The sequence below is a fragment of the Arthrobacter parietis genome, assembly GCF_039530425.1.
Taxonomy (GTDB): domain Bacteria; phylum Actinomycetota; class Actinomycetes; order Actinomycetales; family Micrococcaceae; genus Arthrobacter_D; species Arthrobacter_D parietis.
Genome location: NZ_BAAAON010000002.1, coordinates 356,613 through 380,925, shown reverse-complemented (window position 1 = coordinate 380,925; position 24,313 = coordinate 356,613). Strand labels below are relative to the sequence as shown.

The 24,313-nt window shown below is 62.9% G+C and carries 21 protein-coding genes, 4 tRNA genes and 1 riboswitch; of the genes, 15 read left to right on the top strand and 10 right to left on the bottom strand.

The window, feature by feature from the left end:
• Nucleotides 1-95: 95 nt before the first annotated feature.
• Nucleotides 96-1,073, bottom strand: a complete 978-nt coding sequence (locus ABFX19_RS09975) for a cytochrome (RefSeq protein ID WP_346028230.1) — start codon at nt 1,071-1,073, stop codon at nt 96-98.
• Nucleotides 1,074-1,302: 229 nt separating this feature from the next.
• On the opposite strand from ABFX19_RS09975, the gene ABFX19_RS09970 reads away from it, so the two are divergent.
• The 4 genes from ABFX19_RS09970 (at nt 1,303) to ABFX19_RS09955 (ending at nt 1,700) form a co-directional block, all read left to right on the top strand.
• Nucleotides 1,303-1,376: transfer RNA gene (locus ABFX19_RS09970), tRNA-Gly, on the top strand.
• Nucleotides 1,377-1,430: 54 nt separating this feature from the next.
• Nucleotides 1,431-1,504 (top strand) — tRNA-Cys (locus ABFX19_RS09965).
• 20 nt (nt 1,505-1,524) lie between these two features.
• Nucleotides 1,525-1,596, top strand: a tRNA-Val gene (locus ABFX19_RS09960).
• 30 nt (nt 1,597-1,626) lie between these two features.
• Nucleotides 1,627-1,700 (top strand) — tRNA-Gly (locus tag ABFX19_RS09955).
• 69 nt (nt 1,701-1,769) lie between these two features.
• On the opposite strand, the gene ABFX19_RS09950 is transcribed toward ABFX19_RS09955, so the two are convergent.
• Together ABFX19_RS09950 and zapE are read right to left on the bottom strand one after the other, a co-directional pair.
• Nucleotides 1,770-2,084, bottom strand: a complete 315-nt coding sequence (locus tag ABFX19_RS09950; RefSeq protein WP_277357299.1) for a DMT family transporter — start codon at nt 2,082-2,084, stop codon at nt 1,770-1,772.
• A gap of 15 nt (nt 2,085-2,099) precedes the next feature.
• Nucleotides 2,100-2,162, bottom strand: a riboswitch (guanidine-III (ykkC-III) riboswitch).
• A gap of 363 nt (nt 2,163-2,525) precedes the next feature.
• Nucleotides 2,526-3,560 carry a cell division protein ZapE gene (gene zapE, locus ABFX19_RS09945; RefSeq protein WP_346028229.1) on the bottom strand — a complete coding sequence of 345 codons (1,035 nt, stop codon included), beginning with the start codon at nt 3,558-3,560 and terminating at the stop codon, nt 2,526-2,528.
• Between the two features lie 258 nt (nt 3,561-3,818).
• On the opposite strand from zapE, the gene ABFX19_RS09940 reads away from it, so the two are divergent.
• Nucleotides 3,819-4,730 (top strand): sulfurtransferase, encoded by a 912-nt coding sequence (locus ABFX19_RS09940; RefSeq protein ID WP_277357298.1) that lies wholly within the window; start codon nt 3,819-3,821, stop codon nt 4,728-4,730.
• Between the two features lie 58 nt (nt 4,731-4,788).
• Nucleotides 4,789-5,241 carry a SufE family protein gene (locus ABFX19_RS09935; RefSeq protein WP_277357297.1) on the top strand — a complete coding sequence of 151 codons (453 nt, stop codon included), beginning with the start codon at nt 4,789-4,791 and terminating at the stop codon, nt 5,239-5,241.
• Here ABFX19_RS09935 and ABFX19_RS09930 read toward each other — a convergent pair.
• The gene (locus ABFX19_RS09930) at nt 5,227-6,468 is read right to left on the bottom strand and encodes an alpha/beta hydrolase family protein (RefSeq protein ID WP_346028228.1); all 1,242 of its coding nucleotides are present in this window, start codon (nt 6,466-6,468) and stop codon (nt 5,227-5,229) included. The two genes, ABFX19_RS09935 and ABFX19_RS09930, sit on opposite strands and share 15 nt — an antisense overlap.
• 105 nt (nt 6,469-6,573) lie before the next feature.
• Between ABFX19_RS09930 and ABFX19_RS09925 the strand changes: the two genes are divergently transcribed.
• The 9 genes from ABFX19_RS09925 (at nt 6,574) to ABFX19_RS09885 (ending at nt 16,440) form a co-directional block, all read left to right on the top strand.
• Complete coding sequence (locus ABFX19_RS09925) at nt 6,574-7,062, top strand: hypothetical protein (protein ID WP_346028227.1); 489 nt, start codon at nt 6,574-6,576, stop codon at nt 7,060-7,062.
• A 14-nt stretch (nt 7,063-7,076) separates the two neighbouring features.
• The gene (gene msrB, locus ABFX19_RS09920; protein WP_277357294.1) at nt 7,077-7,511 is read left to right on the top strand and encodes a peptide-methionine (R)-S-oxide reductase MsrB; all 435 of its coding nucleotides are present in this window, start codon (nt 7,077-7,079) and stop codon (nt 7,509-7,511) included.
• A 174-nt stretch (nt 7,512-7,685) separates the two neighbouring features.
• Entirely contained in the window at nt 7,686-9,062 is a 1,377-nt protein-coding gene (locus ABFX19_RS09915) for a DUF6421 family protein (RefSeq protein WP_404800685.1), read from the top strand.
• On the top strand, nt 9,059-9,784 hold the full coding sequence (locus ABFX19_RS09910; protein ID WP_346028226.1) for an SDR family NAD(P)-dependent oxidoreductase: 726 nt from the start codon (nt 9,059-9,061) through the stop codon (nt 9,782-9,784). The genes ABFX19_RS09915 and ABFX19_RS09910 overlap by 4 nt, the downstream gene beginning before the upstream one ends.
• Before the next feature lie 37 nt (nt 9,785-9,821).
• Nucleotides 9,822-10,895 (top strand): threonine aldolase family protein, encoded by a 1,074-nt coding sequence (locus tag ABFX19_RS09905; protein ID WP_277357292.1) that lies wholly within the window; start codon nt 9,822-9,824, stop codon nt 10,893-10,895.
• A 90-nt stretch (nt 10,896-10,985) separates the two neighbouring features.
• On the top strand, nt 10,986-11,615 hold the full coding sequence (locus tag ABFX19_RS09900; protein WP_056549609.1) for a DUF3000 domain-containing protein: 630 nt from the start codon (nt 10,986-10,988) through the stop codon (nt 11,613-11,615).
• A gap of 96 nt (nt 11,616-11,711) precedes the next feature.
• Nucleotides 11,712-13,007 (top strand): HRDC domain-containing protein, encoded by a 1,296-nt coding sequence (locus ABFX19_RS09895; protein ID WP_346028225.1) that lies wholly within the window; start codon nt 11,712-11,714, stop codon nt 13,005-13,007.
• 77 nt (nt 13,008-13,084) lie between these two features.
• Nucleotides 13,085-14,332 carry a thiolase family protein gene (locus tag ABFX19_RS09890; RefSeq protein WP_277357290.1) on the top strand — a complete coding sequence of 416 codons (1,248 nt, stop codon included), beginning with the start codon at nt 13,085-13,087 and terminating at the stop codon, nt 14,330-14,332.
• Entirely contained in the window at nt 14,329-16,440 is a 2,112-nt protein-coding gene (locus ABFX19_RS09885; protein ID WP_346028224.1) for a 3-hydroxyacyl-CoA dehydrogenase NAD-binding domain-containing protein, read from the top strand. Before ABFX19_RS09890 ends, ABFX19_RS09885 begins: the two co-directional genes overlap by 4 nt.
• 84 nt (nt 16,441-16,524) lie before the next feature.
• Here the strand turns inward: ABFX19_RS09885 and ABFX19_RS09880 are convergent, their stop codons facing one another.
• The 6 genes from ABFX19_RS09880 to ABFX19_RS09855 form a co-directional block, all read right to left on the bottom strand.
• A complete protein-coding gene (locus ABFX19_RS09880) occupies nt 16,525-17,487 on the bottom strand; it encodes an aldo/keto reductase (protein WP_346028223.1) in 963 nt (320 codons plus the stop codon).
• Nucleotides 17,488-17,534: 47 nt separating this feature from the next.
• Nucleotides 17,535-17,951 carry a nucleoside-diphosphate kinase gene (ndk, locus tag ABFX19_RS09875; protein WP_346028222.1) on the bottom strand — a complete coding sequence of 139 codons (417 nt, stop codon included), beginning with the start codon at nt 17,949-17,951 and terminating at the stop codon, nt 17,535-17,537.
• A 60-nt stretch (nt 17,952-18,011) separates the two neighbouring features.
• On the bottom strand, nt 18,012-18,470 hold the full coding sequence (locus ABFX19_RS09870; RefSeq protein WP_346028221.1) for a DUF4233 domain-containing protein: 459 nt from the start codon (nt 18,468-18,470) through the stop codon (nt 18,012-18,014).
• A gap of 11 nt (nt 18,471-18,481) precedes the next feature.
• Nucleotides 18,482-19,885 carry a bifunctional folylpolyglutamate synthase/dihydrofolate synthase gene (locus ABFX19_RS09865; protein ID WP_346028220.1) on the bottom strand — a complete coding sequence of 468 codons (1,404 nt, stop codon included), beginning with the start codon at nt 19,883-19,885 and terminating at the stop codon, nt 18,482-18,484.
• Nucleotides 19,882-23,190, bottom strand: a complete 3,309-nt coding sequence (gene ileS, locus ABFX19_RS09860) for an isoleucine--tRNA ligase (protein WP_346028219.1) — start codon at nt 23,188-23,190, stop codon at nt 19,882-19,884. Before ileS ends, ABFX19_RS09865 begins: the two co-directional genes overlap by 4 nt.
• Before the next feature lie 339 nt (nt 23,191-23,529).
• The gene (locus ABFX19_RS09855) at nt 23,530-24,285 is read right to left on the bottom strand and encodes an SDR family oxidoreductase (RefSeq protein WP_346028218.1); all 756 of its coding nucleotides are present in this window, start codon (nt 24,283-24,285) and stop codon (nt 23,530-23,532) included.
• Nucleotides 24,286-24,313 lie beyond the last annotated feature (28 nt).

Sequence of the window (24,313 nt, the reverse complement as noted above, 5' to 3'; positions counted from 1 at the left end):
GGGAAATTGTCTGCGACGCCATGGACGGGAATGGAAAGCCGCCGACCACGCCCTTCTGTCCAGAATGCCTGGTCAATTCTAGGCCAGGGCGATCCTCAACCCTCCATCGAATGCTCTGGAACCCCGCCCTGAGGCGCGTAGTCGCGGTTCCCTTCCTCTGGGGGACGTCCGGCGCTGCCACTGCCGGTTGAGCTCTCCAACCTGTTGGTCGCAGCCACCCCAACAGCGGCCCGCGGCGGCGGAGGAACGGTCAGGAGCGGGCGTCCCGCGCCGGCCGCATTGCTGCCGGCTTCCCACGCCCGCCGCAGGGCGCAGAACTTGAACCAGTGCTCTTTGAGGACATCCGGATTTGCCCGATGCGCCCGGACTTCGGTCTGGCCGATCGCCACACCCAGCAGAACAGGATCTTCCCCGTATTTCCAGGGTTCCCAGGTGCCTGCATGCGGGTCCACCAACGACTCCTGTGCCTTCATACCAGCAACGAGCTGCATGACTACCTTCTCGTCCAACGGCTTCACCATGCCATCGCGATCCGTGGCGCGGGTCTTGAAATCGACGACGCATAAGCGTCCGGCGATCGTGGCCACCAGGTCAAGGGTCCCGGCATAGCCCAGTTCCGAGTTCCAGACGGTAATTTCGGGTGCGATCGGCTTTACCTGGTAAAGATCCCACCACTCATCGAAACGGGCAGCGAAGGCATCCTCCCCATGCTGGGCAAGATCCGTGCGGGCCTCGTCGAGGCGGTGGGACCGTCCGAGGTCGCGGAGAGCAACCTGCTCACAGTAGTAATGGACACGTGTTCCGCGCCGCGCGGCATCATCACGGTAGCGCTCGGCTGCCTTCGAAGCGTCTTTGATGACTGCCCGCATTTCGCTTGGGTTGCCGAGCGAGGACGCCAGGCGCGGATCCTGTGCAAGGGCACTGGCGGCCATGTATCCGAACCAGCCATCCAGCGAGGAAGTCTGAGCCTGCGAGATGACGGTTGTGATCGAAGGAACCAGGGGATCATCCGTGACGGATCGGGAATACATACGCCCGCGTTCGGTGGCGTGTGCGAGGAGCGGCTCGGTCATGCAACAAGTGTGTCATCCCGGTCCGACACTTCTTCGCGGGTACTCCTGCTCTGGATCGTGAAGTGCGTACTTGATCTGTGCTTATATCGTAGAACTACCCCTTGCAGGGCGCGGCGCTCCGAAGTCCGCTCAATTGGACGAAGCCCGGTTCCTCCGATATTGTTTTTATTCGTTGGAAAGACGCAGGGCACCGTGGGGAAACTCATTTCAGTCCCGGCAAATTTTCTCTGCGGACGTAGCTCAGCTGGCTAGAGCACCACCTTGCCAAGGTGGATGTCGCGGGTTCGAATCCCGTCGTCCGCTCGCAAGTCACTGTATTCGCTGGCTCCGGCTGGTGATCCCGCTTCGGCGGGTCACGGTGGGGTGGCCGAGTGGCTAGGCAGCGGCCTGCAAAGCCGTATACGCGGGTTCGAATCCCGTCCCCACCTCCATACGGTGAATTGCAAGACCTGGGCGATTGGCGCAGCGGTAGCGCGCTTCCCTGACACGGAAGAGGTCACTGGTTCGATCCCAGTATCGCCCACACAAAGCGCCTCCACGGGGGCGCTTTTTCGCGGACGTAGCTCAGCTGGCTAGAGCACCACCTTGCCAAGGTGGATGTCGCGGGTTCGAATCCCGTCGTCCGCTCTCATGCAGCGACAGGACAGGCTTCCTCCTTTTGGAGGGAGCCTGTCCTTGTCCTCGGGTCTGTTCGGCTCAATGAAGAACTTTCAAACCAATAACGCAGCCGACTATCCCAAGGACAAGCAGGACCTTCAGCAGCGAGGCCGCCTCGCCGTCGAAGATCATTGCATAAGTGACCGTCAGGGCAGCGCCGATGCCCACCCATACCGCGTAGGACGTTCCGGTCGGCAACGTTCGCATGGCCCATGCAAGACCAGCCATACTCAACACCAGTCCCACGGCGAAAATCACCGTCGGCCATAGCTTGCTGAATCCCTCAGACTTCCCAAGCGCGGTGGCCCATACGGCCTCAAGCACTCCTGACACAACCAGTACAAACCACGCCATGGTCTGCTCGCTCCTCCAGCGCCGTCTTGTCACTGGCCGGGTACGGCGCACCTCGTCCGGGTGCCTGCTTGGCCGCTTCAGATTCGCACACTGCTGCACCCCCAGCAAGACGGATCACGCTCAGGGCGAAAGCTCAAACCCTTGGCTGGCTCCTCTCTGCTCCTTATGATGATGAAAGTGGGTGGAACAACAGGTTCCACGGGAAAGAAGGGAGGTGTCTGTGTCTGTAGTTGACGGGCTCAAAGGCAGGGCCGGAGAGTTGAAGGACAAAGCAACCGGACTTGAGATTGACGGTCAGGACATCGACCGGCCGGCTAAATCACCCAACGCTTCGGCCTGATAATCAGCCTTTAGCACGACAAGAAGGCGCCGACCCTGCCGAGAGACAGCGTCGGCGCCTTTGTCATCCCGGAAGTCGCGCCGGAAACCTTCGCGGTCGCTTCAGCCGCTTGCTTCCGCTCCCTGGCGGGCCAGGGCGGTCAGGCGGGAAACAGCGCGATAGTACTTCTTCATGTAGCCACCAGACATCATTTCCGGTGTGAAAAGGTCACTCAGCGGCATACCGCTGGCGAGGATCGGTACATCCCGGTCATACAGGCGGTCAGCCAGCACGACAAAGCGCAGTGCCACCGCCTGCTCGGTGATGGTGTACACCTCGTGCCAGGCAACGGCGTCTATCCCATCGATGAGCTGCCGGTACCGGCTGGGATGAACACCCGCCAGGTGCTTGATGAGATCGCCGAAGTTGTCTTCGGCAACCGTGACCTCGTCCGGCAGATGCCTAGCCCGGCGTCGCACCTGCTGTTCGGTCAATGGTGCGGGGGCTTCCGGAAGTCCACGGTGGCGGTAATCCTCGCCATCGATCCGGACCACGTCGAACTGATCCGAAAGAACCTGGATCTCGCGCTGGAAGTCAACGGCCGCGAACCGGCCATCCCCCAGGGAACCCGGCAGCGTGTTCGATGTTGCTGCAAGTTTCACCCCAGCATCCGCCAGCTCCCGCATCAGCCGTGACATCAACACTGTGTCACCAGGGTCATCCAGCTCGAACTCGTCGATGCAGACGAGTTGGTATGTGCTCAGCGCGTCCACTGTACGCCTGAAGGACAAAGCACCGACCAGATTTGTGTACTCCACGAAGGTTCCGAAAGCCTTCTTTCCTTCGCTGGCATGCCAGAGGGAAGCAAGGAGGTGCGTTTTGCCCACCCCGAAGCCGCCATCGAGATAGATGCCTGCGCGGCTCTCCTCGCGCTTTGCCCCGAAGATTTTGCGAAGGCCGCTTGGCTTGGGGGTGTTCACGGCTGCTGCGAAGTGGCGCAGGGCCTTGACCGCGGCGGTCTGCGACGGCTGCCCCGGATCGGGTTGATAGGAATCGAAAGATACGGCTCCGAAGCGCTGTGACGGGAAAAAGCCGTCCAGCAGTTCATCCACAGATACCTGCGGCGATCGTTGGGTCAGGTGCTCAATGGTGGCCACAGATGAGTGCGTCTTTCGTCGGTGATCTACAAGCAGGCCTTTGCGAGCCGTGCTAGGCAAGGATACGTCAGCAGCCGGGCCAGCCCCAGCGGCCCATTCGGACCTCTGACAGCGGGCCGCGTCAACTCCCGTTCAAGGTAGCCGGACCCCTCGTCCAACTTTATATGGCGCCCCGTGACCTGCCCGGAAATAATTGGTAGGACGCGTGGTTAGGTTAGATAGGAAAGAGCTATCACCAACGCAGGAAGGCTCCAACGGATGAGTGTCGCAACAGATTCGAATGAGAAGTTTGCCCAGTACGCCCACCCCGAGCGCCTGGTTTCAACCCAGTGGCTTGCCGACAATCTCGGCACGCCGGGTCTCGTGATTGTCGAATCGGACGAGGACGTGCTTCTTTACGAGACAGGCCACATCGAGGGGGCCGTGAAAGTCGACTGGCATACGGACCTCAATGATGAGGTCACCCGCGATTATGTCGACGGCGAAGCCTTTGCTCGTCTCATGTCCGCCAAGGGCATCTCCCGGGACAGCACCATCGTGATTTACGGTGACAAATCGAACTGGTGGGCCGCTTACGCGCTGTGGGTCTTCAGTTTGTTCGGGCACGAGGACGTACGCCTGCTCGACGGCGGACGCGACAAGTGGATTGCAGAGGGCCGTTCCCTCACCACGGACGTACCCCGGCCCGAAACAACTCAATATCCCGTGGTCGAGCGCGATGACGCTCCCATCCGGGCCTACCTGACTGATGTTCTGGGCCACTTCGGTAACCCGCTGATCGATGTCAGGTCCGCTGACGAGTACACCGGCGCGCGCACCCATATGCCGGCATACCCGGAAGAGGGCGCGCTGCGCGGCGGGCACATCCCGTCAGCTGTGTCTGTGCCCTGGGCACGTGCCGCTGCTGATGACGGAACCTTCCGCACACGGGGTGAACTGGATGCGATCTACCGCGGCGAGGCAGGATTGAATGAAGGGGACGACGTCGTTGCCTACTGCCGAATCGGTGAGCGTTCCAGCCACACCTGGTTCGTTCTTCAGCACCTTCTCGGTTTCGAGAATGTGCGCAACTACGACGGCTCATGGACCGAGTGGGGCAACGTAGTACGCGTGCCGATCGTTAAGGGGTCGGAGCCCGGCGTGGCCCCTGTTCCCGCCCGGCAGCGATAGAACAAACCCAGACTGACTGAAGAAGCCCCGGGGTCACGGTCCCGGGGCAATCGTGAGGATGACAGTGACAACAAGCGCATTACCCCAGCAGCTCGCCGAGATCGTGGAAGATTTCCAGGCTCTGTCCGAACCTGACCGGCTCCAGTTGCTCCTTGAGTTTTCCAGGGGACTGCCTCCGCTGCCGGAGCGGCTCACCGACCACCCTGAGCTTCTTGAGCAGGTTGTGGAGTGCCAGAGCCCGCTCTTCTTGACGCTCGATATTGCCGATGACACCGAAAAATCCGTATCCCTGTTTTTCTCGGCGCCTCAGGAAGCTCCTACTACCCGTGGTTTCGCCGGCGTGCTCCGGGAAGGCCTGGACGGGCTGCCTGCAGCGGAGATCCTTGCTGTTCCGGATGACGTTCCCGAGAGGCTCGGCCTCACACGTGCCATTACTCCCCTGCGCATGCGCGGCATGGCGGCGATGCTGGGGCGGATCAAGCGCAAGATTCGGGAATCAGGGGCGGCTTAGGGCCCGCTTCGGTTCCACGCGGCCGAACACCTCGCGCAGGAGCCAATCCGCTGTCACCGAGTGCCACCGCGCAGGGTCAACGTTCCATTCCTTGGTATGGCGTGCGCGGTAAAACCGCTCGAACGTGACAAACCCGGGGTTGCGCTCGGCAAGCTCAGCGGAGGGTCCTACCGGGACAAACTCGTCATCCTCACTATGCAGAATCAGGACGGGGATGGTCACCTGGTCCGCCCTGGACACCCAGTCCATGCTTTTGAGATCCACCGGTGTAGACAGCCCGGTCACAATCCGTCCGAAGCTGTTCGAGATGAGCCACTGGCCCAGCCTGCCGGCCGGAGCGGGAATACGGTTCAGCTCTGCATGGTGGGTCAGGACATTCATCCAGTCAATCACCGGGCCGTCAAGCACCAACGCCCGGATCCTCGAGCGGTACCCGGACACATCCGCCGCCTGCAGGCAGATTGCGCCTCCCATGGACCAGCCGAACAACACGACATCTTGTGCACCCTGGTCAAAGGCGTACTCCATCGCGGACTCGATGTCCTGCCACTCGGTCATGCCCAGCCCGTATTTTCCGTCAGCAGCAAAAGGCGCTTCGCCGTCATTGCGGTAGGAAACCAGCAAGCTCGTCATACCGAGTTCGCGTGCTGTGTGCACTGCGCGCAGACCTTCGGAGCGTTGCACTCCCCTACCGTGCACCATGATCGCCCACGTAGCGGCAGGATTTTCAGCACGCACCAGCCAGGCGGGCGCGGTGCCGCCGGCAACCGGTACGTCCACGTGTTCGTCTGCGAAGCCGAGGGCCGAAGGTGTGGGGTAGACGGCACCGCTCCACCAGCCCCGTATTGCCGTTCTGATGTCACCCGAGTAGACCGCCTCCACCTCACGCTGAACTGTGCCCTCCCGGGGGACGAACGAACGGATCGCTCCTATCCGGGCATGCCCGCGGCCCTCGTCGAAGTACAGACTGTAGGTGCCGTCCACGGTGGTGTCCTCGTTCGCCGGGAGAATCACTTCCAGGCCTCCGCCCGTCTGTACCACGGCGAAGATCTCCAGGTTCTCGTCTCGTTTCCGCGGTGTAACCACCTCTTTAGCGAAGTGCGCTGCCAAAGCGGAGGCGGCACCAGCGATGACGGAACTGACGGCGACGCCGGAACCAAGTCCGAGGACTGCCCAACGAAGCCATGTCTGACGGTCCGCTTCGGCCGGAGGGAAGCTGAGAGGCATGGCTACATTCTCGCCTACGCGAGCGGCGCAGCAGCGGACTGCCCCCCTGCGTGGAGTGTCGAGCCGCTCCTAGGTGGCGGGTGGGTCGGCGACTACTGTTGGCACATGGAGGAAACAATCGTTGTGCTCGCTGAGGTGCCGTTGACAGCCGCTGACGCCACCCATTTGTCGTCGCTGGTCGATGGAGGTGACTCTACGTACACAGTGGTTATTCCGGAAGACCGGCACACAAACGTGCTCGGGGAGTTCCTCCATCATCTGAGCCTCCTGGAATTCAGCGAGGCAGTGCAGGGACTGTCCCACCGGCCCACCGAGGAGGAGGTCCGTATCTCGGCCGATCAGGCTCTTCAAGGCTCACTTGAGGCCCTGATAGGGGCGGGATTGAGGGCCGATGGTTTCACCGCCCGGGGTAACGCGGTGGAGGCGATGGTCAATGCCGTGAGGGAACGCGGCGCACACCAGGCAGTGGTCATCACGCGGCCGCATGCGGTCGCTGACACCCTTCACCGGGACTGGGCCAACCGCGCTCAGGAGAAACTCGGAGTCCCCGTTCTCCACCTCTATGCGGGCTCGGGATTTATCGGTGACTCCTAGGCGTTGAAGGAAACATGAGTACATCAGAATCACTGCCGCATGTTGACAACTCCCCCATCCAGAAGAGTGATGAGGAATGGCGCCGGGAATTGACCCCGGAGGAGTATTACGTACTTCGACAGGCGGGAACCGAACGTCCCTTCACCGGTGAGTATCACGACACCCATGCGCAGGGGGTCTACCAGTGCAGGGCATGCGGTCATGAATTGTTCACCAGCAACGAGAAGTTCGACTCACACTGCGGTTGGCCGTCTTTCTGGGCGCCGCTGGCCGAAGACAGGGTCCGCTACATCAAGGACCGGGCCCTCGGCATGGAACGGATCGAAGTTCGCTGCGGACACTGCGACTCACACCTCGGGCACGTGTTCGAGGGCGAGGGTTACGGCACTCCCACTGATCAGCGCTACTGCATCAATTCGGTGTCCATGAGGCTCGTTCCGAAGGACTGACGCCCTTCACAGCGACCCACCCAGGCGACAGGGCTACAGCAGTGCTGTGCCTCCCTGAGACCCGAGGCAGTCCGAGCATTAGAGTTCCTTAGGTCGCATCCATTTGAGGATCAGGTGTGCTGTTCCGTTGTTACGCTCGTGGAAACCAACAGCCCACCACCATGAGGAGTAATCGTGACCCAGACCCTCGACTCCCACGTACGGACCCAAACTACTCAGAGCCCGCACCATCATGATGCCTGGTTGGCGCTCAAAAGCGCGGCTGCCTCCCTGCAGAACCTGCAGGCCAAGGATGGATCCATCGCCGATGCGTCGGAGGTGACCGGAGCCGGAACGCACGTAGATACAATCGTGCGGTCCATCAGGGAACTCGCTCCCCTCTTCCCCCATGACGCCGCCTACCACGAAGCTTTGATGGAAGATTTCGGCCGGTGGAAAGCCGCAGGCCTGGGCGCTCCCGATTTTCTCGATTCACTGGTTGAATTCCAGCCTCAGCTGGATCGGGTGGACGGGCGGCAGCACCTTGTGGTCTTCCCGATGTACACGCAGAACGGCAGCTCCAACCGCTTTGTCGAGGCAGTGCTGATCGAAGTAGTGTGGCCCGATTTCATTGCCGAGCTTGAGGCGGGAGAATACTCGAACAAGCTGTTCGTACCGATCCGGTTCCTGGACTTCACGCCGGGCTACGACACAAACTCCGCCGTACTGTTCCCGGAGACCGTCGCTGTGCGGCAGACGCCCCAGTTCACCTGGGGCGCCATCTTCGCGGACCGCGAAGCGGCACGCTTCCGTCGCGTCGTGACCGCAGCCGCAGAGATCACACGCCTGGACTTGCCGGATGAAGCCCGGCAACTCGTCGAGGACCAGCAGCTGGCGGAGGAAACCTTTGTCATGTGGGACCTGATTCACGACCGCACCCACATGCGCGGTGATCTCCCCTTCGATCCCTTCATGATCAAGCAGCGCATGCCGTACTTCCTGTATTCACTTGAGGAACTGCGATGCGATCTCACCGCTTTCCGCGAATCGGTGAGGATTGCAGCCGACGACGACGCCTCCGAGGAGGCCCGCCACCACGCACGCCTCGTGCAGTATGCAGTTATTTTCGACCGCATCTTCCGCTTCGCCATCACCGGCAGCCGGGTGCGGAACTATGACGGCTTGGGCGGACAGTTGCTGTTCGCCTGGCTACACCAGAACCACGTTCTCCACTGGACCGACACCACGCTGACCATCGACTGGGAGGAAGTTCCCGGCGTCGTTATTGCACTCGGCGAGAAGATTCAGCAGCTTTACTGGAGCTCGATCGACCGGCCGAAGATCGCACACTGGCTTGCAGCCTACGAGCTGGTTTCCGAAACAGTGACCCCGCATCCGGCATCAGTGTGGGCCAAGGGAGCCGACGCACTGCCTCTGGAGGGTCCTCCACGCGGCCTGACCGATGCGGTTCTCGATGACGAATTCCCCCTCTCAATGTTCTTCGAGGCATTGGACAAGAAGATGAAGGACGTCATCGCGTCCACCGCGGGGATCACCGGGGCTACCGCGTGACGGAGTCTCCCGGCCTGTCAGGTCTGAACGTTCTCATTGCGGGAGCAACCAGCCAGGCGGGTATAGCGGCTGCCGAAGCCTTCACCTCGGCCGGCGCGCGCGTCATTGCGGTCGGATCAGACTCCACGCGCCTTGAACGAGCGCTTGGCCATCTGTCAGGTGCGGAATTGAGAACCTGTGACCTCGCGGATTTCGCCGCCGTTTTGTCGCTCTCGAACGACCTGCGCGCTGCTGGAACCACCGTGGATGGGTTGATTCATCTGGTAGGCGGCTGGCGCGGCGGCTCAGGCATCGCCGGGCAATCCGACGAGGACTACGATTTCCTTCATCGTTCAATCCTCACCACCCTTCGCAATACCTCGAGGGCGTTCGCCGGCGACCTGGAACGGTCACAGCGGGGCAGGCTTGCGATCGTGTCAGCGTCGGCGGTCGATTCACCTACTGCCTCCAGCGCTTCATATGCAGCGATCAAAGCGGCGGCTGAGACGTGGGTGCGCGCTGTGGGGCGGGAGTTCGCAGCGGCGCACCCGAACGGGCAAGCCCGTGCCGCTGCCTCGATCGTGGTGGTCAAGGCTCTTCTCGACGAAAAAATGCGTGCTGAGAGTCCCGAACGCCGCTTCCCGGGGTACACCCATGTTCGTGATCTCGCCGCGACTCTGGCCGGCCTGTTCGAGCTCGATGCGGCGGCAATCAACGGGCAAAGGGTCAACCCCGCGTCCTGACAACTTCCCCTGCTTCCCGATACGAGATAATGGACCAGTGACTGACACCATCTCCGCTCCCGCCCGTCTCCACGATCCCCAGGTACGCGGCTTCGCGTCGGACAACTACTCCGGCGTGCATCCCGAGATACTCGCCGCGCTGGCAGCCGCCAATGAAGGCCACCAAGTTGCCTACGGGGAGGACGTGTACACCCGAAGGCTCCAGGAACTCATGCGGGAGCACTTCGGAGCTGACACCATCGCCTACCCGGTGTTCAACGGAACCGGCGCCAACGTACTGAGCCTCCAATCGCTGCTACCCCGCTGGGGCGCAGTCATCTGTGCCAAGACCGCGCATATCAACGTCGATGAAAATGGGGCGCCCGAGCGAATCGGCGGGATGAAGCTACTGGCCGTTCCTACACCGGACGGCAAGCTCACGCCGGAGCTGATCGATCAGGAAGCCTGGGGATGGGGAGATGAGCACCGGGCACAGCCGCTCGCCGTATCGATCACTCAAACCACCGAGCTGGGGACGCTCTACACTCCCGCGGAGATCCGCGCCATCGCCGATCACGTTCACGCCAGGGGCATGCACCTGCATATGGACGGAGCACGGATTGCCAATGCGGCAGCCGCTCTCGGCGTGCCGCTGCGCGCCTTCACCCGCGACGCGGGCGTCGACGTTCTCTCGTTCGGCGGGACCAAGAACGGGCTCATGTTCGGCGAGTGCGTTGTTGTCCTGAATCCCGCTGCTGCCACCGGTCTGGAGTACCTCCGGAAGATGAACATGCAACTCGCCTCGAAGATGCGGTTTGTGTCCGCTCAGCTCGTGGCGCTGCTTGAAGACGGCCTGTGGTTGCGTTCGGCGAGTCACGCAAACGCCATGGCTGCACGGCTCACCGCGGCGGTTTCCGGAATCGACGGCGTCCAGCTTACCCAGCCGACGGCGGCCAACGCCGTGTTCGCTACCCTCGCTCCTGGCGTGGCAGACCGAATCCGCGAACACTTCCGCTTCTACGACTGGGACCAGTCGACCGGCGAGGTGCGCTGGATGTGCACCTTCGACACCACCGCCGAAGATGTAGATGCCTTTGCGGAGGCCATCCGACGCGAAACCCGCTCTTCCTGAGCACTCAGGCCGTTGGACAGATGCCCCTGCACCCGGCGTGGCTGCCCGGCCGCGGGTGCGATTGGGGCATAACCTGCGAGAGTGAGTGCAATTGGTGACCTCTCGCAGGTTCCCCCTGAATTCCTGAACGCCCTGGCCGGGCTGAGGCAGGCGAGATGCCGTAATGAACTTCGCCTCGACGAGATTCCGGCTCCTTCCCGCCTTGCGCCCTATGCGGTGGCTCTCGGAGCTGAAGTCCTTCAGAGCGCCCAGCCGGGCCCCCTGCCGGTGCATGGACCTGCACGGGCTGCTTTCGCGGACAATCACGCCGAAGAACTTGCCACCGGCCGCTTCATACTCCTTTATGACCCGGACGGCTCCGAGGTCTGGGATGGCACCTTTCGTATCGTTACCTATATCCGCGCCCAACTCGAACCCGATATGGGCAACGACGCCCTCCTCGGATCCGTGGCGTGGACGTGGTTGGTGGAGGCCCTGCAGACACACGACGCCGGGTATCGGTCCGCGGGCGGCACCGCCACGCGCATTCTCTCCGAAAGCTACGGATCACTCGCCGACCGAGTAGACACGATCGACATCGAGCTGCGAGCTTCCTGGACGCCGGATTCGGACAGTGTCCAGAAACATCTGGAGGCATGGGCGGACATGGTGTGCACTTTTGCCGGTCTTCCGCCGCTTCCTGAGGGAGTTGCAGCGCTCCCGAACCGGCGCCGAAGTTAACCTTCAGTCTCTTCCCGTGCATGCCGACAGCTGCACCGGCGTCGAAATTCCACTTCCCCGGCATCCCCGGACGTGCCCGGCTAGACTGGAATCATCATGACCGTGCAATCCGAGCCTGACAGCCGCGCCCACAACGACGACGCGTCCGGACAGGGCTCCATAGCAGTCCTGCCGCTTCTTGACGAACCCCAGGACGGCGTTCCCTACGTCATCGACACACCGGCAGGTTTGGAGCGCGCCGCCCGTGAGCTCGCCGCCGGCAACGGACCAGCGGCGGTGGATGCCGAGCGGGCATCGGGCTTCCGGTACGGACAGCGGGCTTTCCTCGTGCAGATCCGCAGGGAAGGCGCAGGAACCTGGCTCATCGATCCGGAACCATTTCCTGATCTGCGCATCATCAACGAGGCACTCTCCGGCGTTGAATGGATCCTGCATGCGGCAACCCAGGACCTTCCCTGCCTGTCTGAGTTGGGCATGTGGCCGGACAAACTTTTCGACACCGAACTTGCAGCGCGGCTCGCCGGACTCCCGCGCGTTGGTCTGGCCGCTGTGATCGAACACCTGCTCGGATTCACGCTGGCCAAGGAACACTCTGCAGCGGACTGGTCCCAGCGTCCCCTGCCTGAACCGTGGCTCCGGTATGCAGCGCTCGACGTCGAAGTATTGATTGAGCTGCGCGCCCGCCTTATTGAGTTACTCAGCGAGGACGGCAAACTGCGCTTCGCCGAGGAAGAGTTCGAGTTCATTCGCTCCAGTCCCCCGGCACCCCCGAAAACAGACCCGTGGCGGCGGACGTCCGGGGTTCACCAGATTCGCGACCGACGGCAGCTGGCTGCCGTCCGCGAGCTGTGGGAGGAAAGGGAACTGCTGGCCCAAAAACGCGACGTCGCGCCTGGCCGGCTGATTCCCGATGCCGCAATCGTGGCGGCCGCGAAAGCAATGCCGCAAACGGTCCCCCAGCTGCTGGCCGTCAACGGGTTCCATGGTCGGGCCGCACAACGCGAGGCGCCACGGTGGCTTCGGTGTCTTTCGATGGCACGGACCACCCGCGATCTCCCCGAACTGCAGCTCCCCACGAACGCTCCTCCGCCCCCTCGTGTCTGGTCTGAAAGAGACCCGACGGCAGCAGCACGCCTGCAAACCGCCAAACCGCGGATTGCTGCGGTCGCGGAGAAGTTGACTATGCCGGTGGAGAACCTCCTGACTCCCGACTTCCTGCGGAGGGTGGCGTGGCGTCCGCCCGAGCCGCTCGATCTCGAGTCGATCGCCGCCTCCCTTGCTGACCTCGGCGCACGCCGCTGGCAGATCGAGCACGTTGCCGCAGTGCTCACCGTAGCGTTTCTTGATCCCGACCCACTTCAGCCGAAGCAGCCGAAAGCGCCGAAGCAATAACAGATCGGCATGTTGCGGCACAATGTTACCCGCGAGTAACATAGGCGTCGGATTCCCGAACTCAATGAGGAGCGATTGTGCCCACACCAGCCACAGCAGCACGGCAACAGATCAGGGACGTCGTCTTCGTCGACGGCGTCCGGACACCCTTTGGCAAGGCCGGAGACAAAGGGATTCACGCCGGCACGCGGGCCGATGACCTGATCGTCAAGTGCATCCGCGAGCTGATGCGCCGCAACCCTTCCCTTCCTCCAGAGCGGATCGACGACGTCGCTATCGCCGCGACCACGCAGGCGGGTGATCAGGGACTCACCATCGGGAGAACCGCTGCCCTGCTGGCGGGCCTGCCGCGAACAGTCCCGGGGTTCGCCATCGACCGCATGTGCGCCGGTGCCATGACCGCGGTGACAACCACTGCGTCAGGCATCGCCTTCGGCGCCTACGATGTTGTAATCGCCGGAGGCGTGGAACACATGGGCAACCACCCCATGGGCTCAGGCACCGATCCCAATCCGCGTTTTCTATCGGAGCGTCTCGTGGATCCCGCAGCGTTGAATATGGGCAATACGGCAGAGAACCTTCACGACCGCTTTCCCGCCATCACCAAGGATCGCGCGGATTCCTACGCCGTGGCCAGCCAGACGAAGCTCGCTGCAGCGTACGGGCGAAACCAGATCCAGCCGGATCTCGTTCCCGTCGCCGGAAGGAAGCCGGACTCAGGCTGGACGCTCAGCCAGCAGGACGAGCCACCGCGGCCCGGCACCACTCTCGAGGACCTCGCCGCGCTTCGCACCCCGTTCCGCCCGCACGGGCGGGTCACGGCCGGCAACGCAGCCGGACTCAATGACGGAGCCACAGTCGCGTTGCTTGCTTCGGCTGAGGCCGCACACCAACTGGGTCTTCCTGCAAAGATGCGCCTTGTCGCCTACTCGTTCGCCGGGGTGGAGCCGGAGGTCATGGGCATCGGCCCCGTACCCGCTACCGAAAAGGCCCTGAGCCAGGCCGGCCTCACCATCGACGACATCGGTCTCTTCGAGATCAACGAGGCTTTTGCCGTCCAGGTTCTGTCCTTCCTCGACCACTTCGGCATCGCCGATGATGATCCGCGTGTGAACCGCTATGGCGGAGCCATCGCGGTAGGCCATCCCCTCGCCTCGTCCGGGGTGCGCCTCATGACTCAACTGGCCCGGCAGTTCGAGGAAGACCCGCAGGTCCGGTACGGAATCACCACCATGTGTGTTGGGCTGGGCATGGGCGGAACCGTCATCTGGGAAAACCCGCATCACGCCGACTACTCAGGACACATCACGGAGGAAGCAGCATGAGTTTCGACCGCTTTGAGGAACTGTCCGCGCTGGTGCCGGGCGAGGTCGTCACGCACTCACTCGTGGAAGATGTGCCGATCCCCGGCGGCGCAGGAACCATGGCACTGATCACCCTCGACAATGGGCTGGACCACAGCAGGCCCACCACCCTGGGACCGGCCACGCTCATCGAGTTCGGGCGCACCCTCGAAACCCTGAAAGGCCGTGCGGCGCTAGGCGAGATCACCGCCGTAGCGTTGACAGGGAAGCCCTATTTCCTGGCGGCGGGTGCAGACCTCTCCACAGTCAAGTCATTGAAAGCGTCCGAACATGGCCGCCTGATGGCAGAGCTCGGCCATGCCGCCTACAATCTGCTCGGGTCGCTCGGTGTTCCCAGCTTCGCCTTCATCAATGGAGTGGCCCTCGGCGGCGGACTCGAGATCGCACTCGCTGCCGACTATCGGACGGTCTCGACCGGTGCAAACGGCATCGGGCTACCCGAAGCGTTCATCGGGCTGGTTCCCGGTTGGGGAGGGGTATACCGCCTGCCTCGGCTAACCGGCCCGCGCGCGGCGGTGAAGGTCATGATCGAGAACCCGCTCAGCAACAACCGCACCCTCAATGGGCAGGCCGCCTACGAGATCGGCATCGCTGACGCGCTCTTCGAACCCGCAGATTTCCTCGAGCAGTCCATCCGCTGGGCGGCGGATGTCCTGAAGAACGCGTCAGGCATCCACGACCGCCGCGCCGCCTTGTCTGCATATGATGACGGCGACTGGGAAGCGGCCGCCGCGGCCGGCCGGGCTTTCGTCGAGGCGAAAACCTCGAACGCCGCGCCCGCGCCCGGAAAGGTCCTGGACCTCTTCGAGTCTGCTCGAACCCGGACCCATGCGGAATCTGCTGCGGCCGAATGTGCAGCCTTGACCGAACTGATGCTCACCCCGCAATTTCATGACACGGTCTACGCATTCCTCGATCTAGTGCAGAAGCGGGCCAAGCGCCCGGCGGGAGCACCGGGCCGCTCGCTTGCCCGGCCGGTGACAAAAGTGGGCGTGGTGGGTGCAGGACTCATGGCCAGCCAGCTCGCGCTCCTGTTCGCCCGTCAGCTGAGCGTCCCCGTTGTCCTCACAGACATTGATCAGGCGCGGGTAGACAAGGGAGTCGGCTGGGTCCACTCGGAAGTCGACAAGATGCTGGCGAAGAGGCGTCTCTCCCCGGATAAGGCAAACCGCATAAAGGCACTCGTATCCGGCTCGGTGTCGAAGGAAACCTTCGCCGACGCCGATTTCGTGATTGAAGCTGTTTTCGAAGAACTGGACATCAAGAAGTCAGTGTTCGCAGAGGTGGAGCAAGTGGTCTCGGCTGAATGCGTTCTGGCAACCAACACCTCTTCGCTCTCTGTAGCCGCCATGGCTGAGGATCTCCTGCATCCCGAGCGCGTCGTCGGTTTTCATTTCTTCAATCCGGTGGCCGCCATGCCGCTGCTGGAAATTGTGAAGGCTCCGCGCACCGCGGACGAGGTCCTGGCAACAGCTTTCGCGGTCGGCAAGGAACTCAAGAAAACCGCAGTGCTGGTCAAGGACGCCCCCGCCTTCGTTGTGAACCGGATACTGGGGCGCATGTTCGGCGAAATCACTGCGGCTTTTGATGAGGGAACCGACGCTGCCACCGCGGACAGGGCGCTGCGGCCCATGGGGCTGCCGATGACACCCTTCAAGCTGCTCGCACTGGTGGGTTTGCCTGTGGGTCAGCACGTGCAGGAGTCACTGAACACGGCCTTCGGCGACCGCTTCTACCTGTCCAGGAATCAACAGATCCTGATCGACGCGGGAAGGAAGGGACTATGGGAGCAGGACGACGCCGGCATGGAGGTAGCGTCCGAATCCACGCTCGCGCTGCTCAGTTTCGGCTCATCACCGTCCTCCAGCGAGGAGGTCCTGCGACGAACGCAGGACGCCCTGGCCGATGAGATCGGCCGCATGCTCGCGGAGGAAGTGGTCGCTGCACCGGAGGACATTGACCTGTGCATGATCCTTGGTGCCGGTTGGCCGATGCATCTTGGCGGCATCACGCCCTATCTCGACAGGGTCGGCGCATCGACACGGGTCAACGGGAAATCCTTCCACTGATTCACCTGTACAACCGCTTCGGCGGGCAGTTCTTCTTCTCGGAGGCAACTGCCCGCTCGACGCGGTTGGGGCGCTTCGGCGCCGTTAGGAACTTGCCGGAAAGATGTGCTCGAGTTCTTCGAGGTCAGCCCCGGAAGGAATCCACCGGGCCGCTTCTGCGTTCTGCCGAACCTGCTCCGGCCTCGTTGCCCCGGCGATGACGCTGGCTACGGCGGGACGGCTGGCCAGCCAGGAGAACGCAACTTCCAACTCTGAAAGGGAGCGTGCACGCGCGTAGGCGCTGAAGTTTGCGAGCTGCTCCCAGTCAGCCTGATCGAGCAGATTAGTGCGCGAGTGCGTCAACCGGCTCCCCGCCGGCGCGTGACCCGCCGCGTATTTGCCGGTCAGCAGCCCGTTGGCCAGCGGAAAGTATGGGAGAAGTCCAAGCCCATAGGACTGTGCGGCGGGAACCACCTCCCGCTCGAGCGCCCGCTCGAGTAGATTGTAGTGATTCTGCGCGGATATGAAGCGGCTAGTACCCAACTGGCGAGCCACATACTCCGCCTCCGCGACCTGCCAGCCGGCGAAGTTGGAATGCCCGATGTAACGCACTTTGCCGCTCTGCACGAGCTGGTCCAGCGCTGCGAGCGTCTCGTCGATCGGGGTCGCGGCATCCGGTGCATGGTATTGGTAGAGATCAATCCAGTCGGTGTTGAGCCTCTTGAGCGAGGATTCGACGGCCTTCAGAATGTAGCGCCGTGAACCGCGCGCTCCCCAGTCCGGACCGTTGACCCCTTTGAGGTCCAGTCCGAACTTGGTGGCAACCACCACATCATCGCGGTTTCTCCCCAGCGCGCGGCCAAGAAGTTCCTCACTGACACCGGGAGAGCGTCCGTAGGAATCCGCTACATCAAAGAGGGTGATTCCGGCTTCCAGAGCGGTACTGACGACGGCAGCGGCACCGCGCTGCGATTCTGAGGCGGTTCCGGGCCGGCCCAGATTGTTGCACCCCAGGCCAATCACCGACACGCTCAGTCCTGATGTGCCAAGTCTGCGATATTCAGTCATTGCCCAAGGCTATCAACTCGGTGAGCCGGCCTTCAGCCACACCAGGTTCAGCCGAACCAGATAGAAATTTCCTTCTCAGCAGATTCGACCGAATCAGAGCCGTGCACGAGATTCTGCTGCACCTTCAGCCCCCAGTCCCGACCATAGTCCCCGCGGATGGTGCCGGGTGCTGCCGTTGTCGGTTCTGTTGTTCCTGCGAGCGATCGGAAGCCCTCGATGACGCGTTCTCCCTCAAAGACGGCTGCGACCACCGGGCCGCTCAGCATGAACTCAACGAGTGGTTCATAGAACGGCTTGCCCACATGTTCGGCATAGTGCGCTTTCAGGATCTCCCGGGTAGCGTGCACATACTTCATATCGACCAGCTTGTAGCCTTTTGCCTCGACGCGGGCAAGGATGGTTCCACTGAGTCCGCGGGCAACGCCGTCGGGCTTGACCAGTATCAGGGTTCGTTCAGCACTCATTTTCTTCCTCCGATTGAGATCAGTTGGCCGGATACCCGGCGAGTTCCATCGTTGACTCTACTAAAGGGGTTGCTGGCCGTTGTCGCCTTCGGACTTGTTCGCCTGATCCCATTCAGCCTGTTCGCGGTCCCGCTGGGCGTTCTCCCGGTCGAGCCGAGCGCCGGTGCGGATCCCGTACAGCCAGGTCAACGCGAACAGGATACCCACAAGGAACATCATCGGTTCAGCTATGCCCGTGGCTATGATGAGCACCTGCAGAATCCACCCGATCAGAATTCCGTACGGCTTCGTGAGAAGCGCGCAGGAGACAATGAGCACCGCGCTCAGGGTAAGCCCGACGCCGAGGATCACGCCCACCGGGATGGTGTCCGAGCGCAGGCCGAACACCACCAGCGTGGCGAACAGCACAACGAAGGCTTCGAGCAGGAGCACCGTTGACGCGAACATGACCTTGACCGAGCGCCGCTTCTTCGGCATACCCGGCCGCCACTCGCGCTGCGCTTTCGTCTGGCGAGCCATCTGCGTTCCCCTTACTTCCCCAGCAGCGTGCGGGCTTCGCCCACCACAGTGATTGATCCTGTGACGAGGACACTTGCGCCGCCGAGCTCGGTGCCCTCCTCGGCAGTCAGGACGGCCCACTCGAGGGCATCGTCCAGCCGCTCGGCAACATGGACGCGATTGTCCGCGAAGCCGGCAATCAGCGCCAGCCGCCGCAGTTCCTCCGCCGGGATGGCCCGCGGCGAGGTGGACTGGGTGAGACAGACGTCCTCGAGCACTCCGCCGAGTTCCTCGTGCAGCTCGCTCAGGATCGCTCCTGCATCCTTGTCCTTGAGGACGCCGATAACGAGTACGAGCTTGGTGAATTCGAACGCTTCGTTGATTGCTTTCGCTGCAGCACGGGCGCCGGCCGCGTTGTGGGCGGCATCCACAAGGATGCTGGGGGCGGTCCTTACCAGTTCCAGCCGGCCGGGTGAGGTGACGGCGTTCAATCCATCGCGGACGACGTCGTCATCCAGTTGCCGTGACCCGCCGCCGAGAAACGCTTCTACCGCCGCAACGGCGACCGCCGCGTTCTGCGCCTGGTGTTCCCCGTGAAGTGGCAGAAGCAGGTCCTCATAACGGCCGGCGATGCCCGCCACCGTGAGTTGTTGCCCGCCGACGGCAATGCGCCGGTCCTCCACTCCGAATTCCACTCCTTCGAAACGGAACTCGACGCCGGTATCACGTGCCTTCTCCAGAAGCACCTGCGCTGCATCCGCCGGCTGAGCAGCACTGACCAGAAATCCGCCCGGCTTGATGATCCCAGCCTTCTCCAGCGCGATGTCCCCCGGAGTGTCACCGAGCAACTCGGTGTGATCGAGGGAGATGGGTGTGACGACGGCGACCGCGCCGTCACCCACGTTGGTGGCGTCCGTGATGCCGCCAAGTCCCACTTCAATGACAGCTACATCCACCGGCTCGTCGGCGAAGACGGCAAACGCGAGGATCGTGACGCATTCGAAGTAGGTCAGCCGCGGGTCGCCAGCGGCGTCCAGCTCAGCGTCTACCATCTCCAGATATGGCCGGATCTCGTCCCAAACCCGCACGAACGTCTCGTCCGAAACAGGTTCCCCGTCGATGCTGATCCGCTCCGTTACCCGGGCCAGATGCGGACTGGTGTAGCGGCCCGTGCGAAGATCGTGCGCCCGCAGCAGGCCCTCGATCATCCGCGCCGTAGAGGTCTTTCCGTTGGTCCCGGTGATGTGGATGATCGGAACTGCCCGATTAGGTTCGCCGAGGATTTCCATCGCACGGAACAAGGGAGCCATCCGGGGCTCCATCTTGTTTTCCGGCGCACGGCTCAACAATTCGGCATACACGCTTTCGACCGAGAACTGATCGATTCCCCGTTCGCTTCCGGTTGGAAAGCCCTCAGCGTTCATTCCAGCGTTCATGCCTGCCTCTCCACCTTCACTGATACTCCATCCGTCCCGGAGGTGGCCGCAGTGACGAGTTCCAGTTCGTTTGTCAACGTTTCCTGCTTGACCAGCTCGGCGTGTGCCTCGAGTGCGGACAGGGTCTGGGCGTCCGCCTCCACTGTGGTCACCACCCGGTCACTGATATGGAGATCAGCGTCCCGGCGCGCCTGCTGGATGGACCGGATGATGTCCCGGGCCGTACCTTCCGCTGCGAGTTCGGGCGTGACTTCCGTGTTGAGCACAAGGAAGCCCCCGCCGGGCAGCACCGTCACGGCGGTGGTTGCGCCGGCGTCGTCGTTCCTGTCGACCACCGTCTCGAGGGTGTATTCGCTCGGCTCCAGAGCCAGGCCGCCCGCAGTGACGGCACCGTTGTCGTCCACCAGCCAGTCCCCCGCCTTCGCTGCTTTGATGGCACTCTGGACGTTCTTGCCCAGCCGCGGTCCGGCGGCGCGGGCGTTGATAGCCAACCGCTGCGAGATCCCGAACTCCTCCGGCGAGACATCCGCGGAATCGATCAGCCGGACGGACTTGATGTTCAGCTCATCAGCGATGATTGCCCGGTACTGGCCCTCCAGCTCCCCGGCTTGCGGTGCCACGACGGTCAGCTCGGCCAACGGCAGGCGCACGCGAAGGTTCGCTGCCTTCCGTAGGCGCGATCCCGTGGAGCAGATCTGGCGGGTGCGTTCCATCCGCTCCACCAGTTCCGGCGCTGCAGCGAACAACGACGGCGACGCCCAGTCCGTCAGGTGCACCGAGCGCCCGCCGGTCAGGCCGCGCCAGATCTCTTCGGTGACCAGCGGCAGCAGCGGAGCCGCAACTCGGGTGACCGCCTCCAGGCAGGTGTAGAGCACGTCGAAAGCCGCTGTGTCCTCGTCGAAGAACCGCTGCCTGCCGCGGCGGACGTACCAGTTGGTCAGCGTGTCCAGGTAGCGTCGCAGCGACTCGCAGGCGTCGCTGATGTTGAACGCGTCAAGGGAGGCCGTCATGTCCTCCACCAGGTTCCCCGTGTAGGCGAGGATATAGCGGTCCAGCGGGTCCGCAAGGGCCTCGGCGGCCTCGGCCGTCACCGTTCTGGCCTCATAGCCTGCTCCACCGGCGGCGGCATTCGTGTACAGGCGGAAGAAGTGCCACACGTTCCACAGCGGCAGGATGACCTGCCGGACTCCATCCCGGATGCCCTGCTCGGTCACCACGAGGTTGCCGCCGCGCAGGATGGGTGAGGCCATCAGGAACCAGCGCATGGCATCCGAGCCGTCCCGGTCCAGAACCTCGGACACGTCCGGGTAGTTCTGCAGGCTCTTGGACATCTTCTGACCGTCCGAGCCGAGGACGATGCCGTGGCTGATGACGTTCTTGAACGTCGGCCGGTCAAACAGCGCGGTGGCCAGGACGTGCAGCGTGTAGAACCAACCGCGTGTCTGGCCGATGTACTCGACAATGAAGTCGGCAGGGTTGTGGGACTCGAACCAGTCCTGGTTCTGCATCGGGTAATGAACCTGTGCATACGGCATGGAACCGGAATCGAACCATACGTCAAGAACGTCCGCCACGCGGCGCATAGTCGACTGGCCCTCCTCAGGGGACCGTGGATCATCCGGGTTGGGGCGGGTCAGCTCATCGATGAAGGGGCGGTGCAGGTCTACGTCGCCCGCTGCGTTGCGCGGCAGGCGCCCGAAGTCGCGCTCGATCTCCGCCAGGGAACCGTAGACATCAGTACGTGGGTAGTTCGGATCATCCGACACCCAGACCGGGATAGGGCTGCCCCAGTAGCGGTTGCGGCTGATCGACCAGTCCCGGGCGTTCTCGAGCCATTTGCCGAACTGGCCGTCCTTGACGTTGTCCGGGATCCAGTTGATCTGCTGGTTCAGCTCGACCATGCGGTCCTTGATCTTCGTGACCTCGACGAACCAGGACGAAACGGCGCGGTAGATGAGCGGGTTGCGGCAGCGCCAGCAGTGCGGGTAGCTGTGCACGTAGCTTGCCTGCCGCACCAGCCTGCCGCTATCACGCAGCACGCGGGTGATGGCCTTGTTCGCGTCGAAGACCTGCAATCCGACGATGTCGGCCAGGGGGCCTTGTTCGAAGGTGCGCAGGAAGCGCGCGCCCTCGTCGACCGAGAGGATCACCTGGATTCCAGCGTCCTCGCAGATCTTCTGGTCCTCTTCGCCGTACGCCGGCGACTGGTGCACAATACCGGTGCCGTCCGTCGTCGTGACGTAGTCGGCAACGAGGAACCGGAACGCTTTGCGGTAGCCGCCGCGTTCAGGATCGACGAAGTAGTCCCAGAGCGGCTCATACTGCAGTCCGCCCAGCTCCGTGCCGCGGTGCGTTCCGACGACGGCGGCACGCGCCTCTTCAGCGGAGGAATATCCCAGGTCCTTTGCATACCCGGACAGCAGTTCCTCGGCGATGAGGAAGCGGCGTCCCTCCAGGTCCCCGGCTTCCGTCGACCCGCCGGGGATGACGACGTAGTGGATCTCCGGCCCGACCGCGAGGGCCGCATTGGTGGGCAGCGTCCAGGGTGTGGTGGTCCAGGCAAGGGCCTCGACGCCGGCAAGCTCCTTCGACAGGGCGGACTCCCCGGCCGTGATCGGGAACGTTACAGTGACTGTCTGGTCCTGGCGGTCCTGATAGACGTCGTCATCCATGCGCAACTCATGGTTGGACAGCGGAGTCTCGTCCTTCCAGCAGTACGGCAGCACACGGTATCCGTTGTAGGTCAGACCCTTTGTGTGCAGGGTCTTGAAGGCCCAGAGCACCGACTCCATGTACTCGACGTTCAGGGTCTTGTAGTCGTTCTCGAAGTCCACCCAGCGCGCCTGGCGGGTGACATAGTCACGCCACTCCCCCGCGTACTTCATCACCGAAGCGCGGCAGGCGTCATTGAACTTGTCGATGCCCATGGCTTCGATCTGCTGCTTGTCGCTCATGCCGAGCTGCTTCATGGCCTCCAGCTCAGCGGGAAGCCCGTGTGTGTCCCAACCGAACCGCCGCTCAACACGGCGGCCGCGCTGGGTCTGGTAGCGACCCACGAGGTCCTTGGCATAGCCGGTCAGAAGGTGTCCGTAATGCGGCAGGCCATTGGCGAAGGGCGGTCCATCATAGAAGACGAACTCATTGGTCCCGTTCTCACCGGCGTCGCGCTGGTCAATGGACGCCTGAAAGGTGCCGTCCCCGTCCCAATAGGACAGGACGCGTTCCTCGAGTTCGGGGAATCTGGGCGAGGCAGAGCCGGAGACAGCCGGGTCCGCGGCGGAGGCCTTGGGATAAATCTGTGACATGAGGTGTGTCCTGAAGCTGGCGAGGTTCGGCGGGCAGTAACGACCATTCTGCAAGGACGAATCCCCGCCGGCAGTGAAAGCCCGGTGAGTAAATCCGCGGTACCACCTCGCTTGCCTGCCCTACTCCGCCCGGATACGGGCCGAACAGCGCAAGCCGCTTCATGTCTGCTGTTACGGGCTTACCCGTCCGGTTCTACTGACCCGCGGGACGCGAAACTTCATCTGCGGGCGTTCTTCCGGAAGCTCACCGGTGATGGCCGGGTCACAGCTGTTGCACCAATTCTAACCGGCTGCGCTCAATCGGGCGAACCATCCGCCACCTGCACGGCCTCCCGCCGCTCAGCGCCGGCGGACCACCTTGTGCACGGCTGCCTGGGCCAACGGCCGCACTACAATCTCGTCAAGGTTCACGTGATGCGGCACGGACACGGCATAGGCGATAACGTCCGCGACATCCGCAGCCGTCAGCGGCTTTTCAACACCGGCGTACACCTTCTCTGCGGCCTCCTCGTTCCCGAGCCGGTTCAGGGCAAACTCCTCGGTCTGCACCATGCCGGGAAGAACCTCGACGACGCGCACATTGTTCTCAACCTCTTCAAGGCGGAGCGCCCTGGTCATGGCCCGTTGGGCTGCTTTCGCGGCGTTGTAGCCGGCGCCGCCCTCATAGGCAACCAATGCCGCTGTTGACGTCAGGTTCACGACGGTGCCCTCCCCATGCGTCCGCAGCATCGGCAGGAACGCACGAATCAGCTTCATACTGCCGATAACGTTCGCGCCGTACATCCACTCCCAGTCCTCGATGCGCGCATCCGCCACCCAGTCCGCGCCCCGTGCTCCGCCGGCAATATTGATCAGGGTGTCGATGCCGCCTGCTTCGGTGACGTCGCGGACCAGGCGGGCAACGCCGTCGTCGTCGGTGATATCCAGCGCTACCGGCACTGCTCCGGTTTCCTCGCCGAGCTGTTCCAGGCGATCCTGACGGCGGGCAACCGCCCAGACACGCCAACCATCAGCCGTCAACCGGCGCACGGTGGCCTCACCGATGCCGGAGCTTGCTCCTGTGACAACTGCGGCCCTGTTCTTTCTGGAAGTCATTGACCCAAACTAGCCCATGGAGGCCCAG